The following is a 3,661-nucleotide window of genomic DNA, read 5'->3' as shown; positions in this document are numbered from 1 at the left end:
GGGCTGATTTCACCCCAGGCGAGATTTTCCGACAGGCCCGAGGTGGCATCCTCGCCCGGAAAGTCGCGGCGCTCCTTGTAGGCGTCCACAGAATCCCCGAGGAATTCGTCCAGGCGGTTTGACGCGGCTGCTTCACCGACGCGACAGTAGCGGGCCACGATATCCGCGCCGCGGCGCAGGGCGGCCCCCATGTTCCAGGCGGAGAGGTCTTCGCTAACAGGCCAGTCTTCTGGTGCTGGCAACGTGGCGGGTGCCCGCAGCAAGCTGCCGGCCTTGCGGCCCCGCACGGCCTTCCAGAACGGGGTGTAGACCTTGTACATTCCGCCGGTCTTGGTCTCTACCGTCCAGGGCTCGAACAGCACCCGCCCGCCGTGCGAGTGGACCTCGATCCCCTGCGCCGTGAGCTGCTGTTTGATATCCGTGTCGCGGGCAATGGCCTGCGGATCATACAGGCGGGACCAGTGGACAGCCCCTGCCCCGGTGTCGCGGGCCAGCTGTTGCAGCACATCCAGCGCCTTACCCCGGCGCAGGATCAGACGGGAGCCGGCCTTGGACAGTTCCCGTGCGAAATGCTCCAGACCCAGTCCAACGCGGAACTTGGGCGCAGCGCCCAGCGCCGCGTCCTGTTCGTCGAGGATGTAGACGGGCAGGACAGCACTGTCCCCGGCCAAGGCGGCTGTCAGGGCTGGATTGTCGGACAGACGAAGGTCCCGCCTGATCCACCAGATCGCCAGGGGACGGGTGCTCATAAACTGCTTCCCTCCTCTTATGTGTTTGACCTCAGCACCCGGTCCAGAGCCTCGACCAGCTTGGCCACTTCTGCTTCGGACGTGTAATGGGTAAAGCTCATACGCAGCACGCCTTCGCTTGGATCAACTCCCATGGCGGAAAGAGCGCGCACAGCGTAGAAATCGCCGCCGCCTGCCATGATGCCATATTCCGACAATGCCGCGGCAACCGGTTCCGCCGGGCGGTTCAAGGCTACGGCAACAGTGGGCGCGCGGGTATCTGCTGTTGAGGGGCCCAGCAGACGGACATCGTTGCGGTCCTTTACCGCATCCAGCAACGGCTGCAGCAGCGCGATCTCATGCGCGCGCATCAGGTCGTGGACAAAGGCGCCGGTTTCGGCAGGAGTGCCAGAGTGGCCGTGATGGGCCGCCAATGCTTCAAAGTAATCCGCCATCCCGGCCGAGGCCGCCACCTGGGCGTGGTCGGGGCCGGCCGGTGTGAACCGCTTATAAAGTACGTCCGCGTTGAAGTAATGCGCCTGGTTCGGCAGCAGCGCACCCAGCGCCTTGCGGACCACCATGATGCCCTGATGAGGGCCATAGGTCTTATAGGCTGAGAACAGGTAGATGTCGGCGCCCAGCTCATCCACATCCGGCAGCCCGTGCGGCGCATAAGAGACGCCGTCGACGCAGACAAAGGCACCCGCGGCATGGGCCATGGCCGTGATCTCGGCGACCGGGTTGATCTCACCCACCACGTTGGAACAATGCGGGAAGCAGACCAGACGGACGTTTTCGTCCAGCAGGGTTTCCAGTTGCACTATGTCCAGATGGCCGGTCTGCGGGTCGATCTGCCATTCGCGGATCTCGATCCCCTCCTCCGCCAGACGGCGCCAGGGGCCGGTGTTGGCCTCGTGATCCTGGTTGGTGACGATGATGGCTTCGCCGGGTTTCATGAACGCGCGGAAGGCCTGGGACAGCACATACGTGTTCTGGGTGGTTGAGGGGCCAAAGCTCAGTTCCTCAGTTGCCACCCCCATCAGCGCGGCCAGACGGGAGCGGGCCTCGTCCATCTCGGCGCCGCCCAGGCGGGAGGCCTCGTAAGGGGCATAGGGCTGCACCTTGCGCTGGGTATAGAACCGGATCAGCCTGTCAATCACCTGACGGCACGTATAGGAGCCGCCCGCATTTTCAAAAAACGCCTGGTCCTGAAGGCCGGGTTCGGCAAAGGCCGGGAACTGTGCCCGGACAAAATCGATATCCAATGCGGTCATTGTTTCTCCATCTCCTCAAATTGCGCGCGCCTGTCTGGGGACTTCGGTTCTTGGCAGGTGTCCCGGCAAGGCTGCGTTCCGGCACAAGGATTGAGGGAACACATGCTGCCCTGCAAGCTGGAATTTCCGAATAACACGCTGGGTGTGCCCCCCGCTTGCAGCGGGTGGATCGGACCGGGCGCTAATGCCAGAAACTGTCGGGAGCACCTGCCATGCTAACCCCAGGCAATTACGGAGGATTTGATATGGCCTATACCCCCAAGGATTTCCTGGTCTGGGGCGAGTTGCCCGTCAGCGATCTGGATGCAGCAGTGACGTTTTATTCCAAGGTGACCGGTGCAGCATTGAGCATCGACACCAGCGGCCCGAACCCGATCGCAATGTTCAAGCCCGCAGATCAGGCAACAGGCGTTGCCCTCCACCTTTATCCCGGCAAACCGGCCGGCGATGGCCGCGGCCCGACGCTGCACTTGACGGCTGAGGGCGCGTTGGAAGATGTGATGGAGCGGGTCACGGATGGCGGCGGAAAAGTGGTTTCGGAAACCATCGAGATCCCGCCTGGACGGTTATTTTATGCCACCGATCCCGATGGCAACTCGCTTGGCTTCTTCAAGTACAACGCATGACAGGCAAAAGGCCCCGGGGTTTCCCGAGGCCTCTTTTGACGTCTTGCTGCTGGGCCGGCTTAGTTGCCGCGCTTTTCCCGGGCCAGGCCGATGAGAACTGAAACACACATCAGCACCAGCACGATGGCAAACGGAAAGCCGGTGGCAATCGCCGCCGCCTGCAGCGCACCCAGACCGCCGCCCAGCAGGAGAACGATGGCAATCGCGCCCTCCAGAATGCACCAGAACACGCGCTGTGCGGTCGGTGCATCGGTCTTGCCGCCTGCTGTGATGGTGTCGATCACCAACGAGCCGGAGTCCGAGGAAGTCACGAAGAAGACCACCACCAGGATGATGCCGACAAAGGACAGGATCCCGGTCAGGGGATAGGTCTCGAACAGCTTGAACATCTTCAGTTCCAGCGCTGCATCCTGCAGCGCCTGTCCGGTCTCGCCTGTCACCAAATCCAGCGCGGCGCCGCCAAAGACGCTCATCCACAGGGCGCCGACGACAGTCGGGATCAGCAGCACGCATGTGACAAACTCGCGCACGGTGCGGCCGCGCGAGATGCGGGCAATGAACATGCCGACAAACGGCGACCAGGAGATCCACCAAGCCCAGTAGAATGTGGTCCAGCCCTGCAGAAAGTTGGTGTCCTCGCGGCCCACCCAGTTGGCCAGCTGCGGCAGGGTCACCACATAATCAGCAAGATTGGTGAAAAAGCCGGACAGGATCGCCAAAGTCGGGCCAACGATCAGCACCAGAAGCAGCAAGGCGGCAGCCAGAATCATGTTGGCCTCGGACAGGCGCTTCACGCCCTTTTCCAGCCCGGCCACAACCGAGACCAGCGCAAACAGGGTGATAGCGACGATCAGGAGCACCTTCATGCTGTCGGTGACGGGCACGCCGAACAGATAGTTCAATCCCGCCAGCGCCTGGGTCGCGCCCAGGCCCAGAGAGGTTGCCAGGCCAAAGATGGTGGCAAAGACCGCCAGCACGTCAATGATATGGCCCAGCACGCCCCAGGTCGCATTGCCGAACAGCGGGTAAAACA

General features: G+C 62.5%; 4 protein-coding genes. 1 reads left to right on the top strand and 3 read right to left on the bottom strand.

What is annotated here, in order from left to right; translation table 11 throughout:
- The coding region (locus VOI29_RS23370; protein WP_323784150.1) for a deoxyribodipyrimidine photo-lyase at window positions 1-749 on the bottom strand (749 nt) is incomplete at its 3' end.
- Between the two features lie 17 nt (window positions 750-766).
- Window positions 767-2,002, bottom strand: coding sequence for an aminotransferase class V-fold PLP-dependent enzyme (locus VOI29_RS23365; RefSeq protein WP_323784148.1), 1,236 nt, complete (start codon window positions 2,000-2,002; stop codon window positions 767-769).
- 245 nt (window positions 2,003-2,247) lie between these two features.
- Between VOI29_RS23365 and VOI29_RS23360 the strand changes: the two genes are divergently transcribed.
- On the top strand, window positions 2,248-2,628 hold the full coding sequence (locus tag VOI29_RS23360) for a VOC family protein (protein WP_323784147.1): 381 nt from the start codon (window positions 2,248-2,250) through the stop codon (window positions 2,626-2,628).
- 59 nt (window positions 2,629-2,687) lie between these two features.
- Here the strand turns inward: VOI29_RS23360 and VOI29_RS23355 are convergent.
- On the bottom strand, window positions 2,688-3,661 hold a 974-nt coding region (locus VOI29_RS23355), incomplete at its 5' end, for a BCCT family transporter (RefSeq protein WP_323784145.1).

Origin of the sequence: Leisingera sp. (assembly GCF_034669605.1) — a bacterium.
Taxonomy (GTDB): domain Bacteria; phylum Pseudomonadota; class Alphaproteobacteria; order Rhodobacterales; family Rhodobacteraceae; genus Leisingera.
This window is presented reverse-complemented; position numbering and strand designations above follow the sequence as displayed.

What these genes read in the sequence shown, in the direction of transcription:
- VOI29_RS23365 (WP_323784148.1), bottom strand. Translation starts at nt 2,002, where the DNA reads ATGACCGCATTGGATATCGATTTTGTCCGGGCACAGTTCCCGGCCTTT.
- VOI29_RS23360 (WP_323784147.1), top strand. Translation starts at nt 2,248, where the DNA reads ATGGCCTATACCCCCAAGGATTTCCTGGTCTGGGGCGAGTTGCCCGTC.